This is a genomic window from Rahnella perminowiae (assembly GCF_019049695.1).
In the GTDB taxonomy this organism is placed as follows: domain Bacteria; phylum Pseudomonadota; class Gammaproteobacteria; order Enterobacterales; family Enterobacteriaceae; genus Rahnella; species Rahnella perminowiae.
In genome coordinates, this window is sequence record NZ_JAFMOT010000019.1 from 1 (window position 1) to 314 (window position 314).

Annotated in this window: 1 pseudogene; it reads left to right on the forward strand. The window is 61.8% G+C overall.

Annotated elements, in window-relative coordinates:
• Positions 1–314 (forward strand): annotated as a pseudogene (locus J1781_RS00070) (type VI secretion system tip protein VgrG); the annotation flags it as partial.

Sequence of the window (314 nt, forward strand, 5' to 3'; positions counted from 1 at the left end):
CGGACGGCCTGCTGATAGTTTCCACGAACTCTACCAACGTCGCCCGCGACACGGCGTATTTTGTCACCTTCACCGCCGTGCCACGCAATACCCGGCATCCGTATCGCCCCGCTCTGCTGCCGTGGCCAACCGTCACCGGCACGCTGCCTGCCCGTATCTCCAGCGCACATCCGGATGAACCCTATGGCCATATCAGCGCCGACGGTTTGTACCGCGCCCGGTTTGGTTTCGACCGCACCGAATGGCAGAAAGGCTTTGAGAGCTGCTGGCTGCGTCTGGCAAAACCCTATTCCGGGGATACCTGCGGCTTCCAT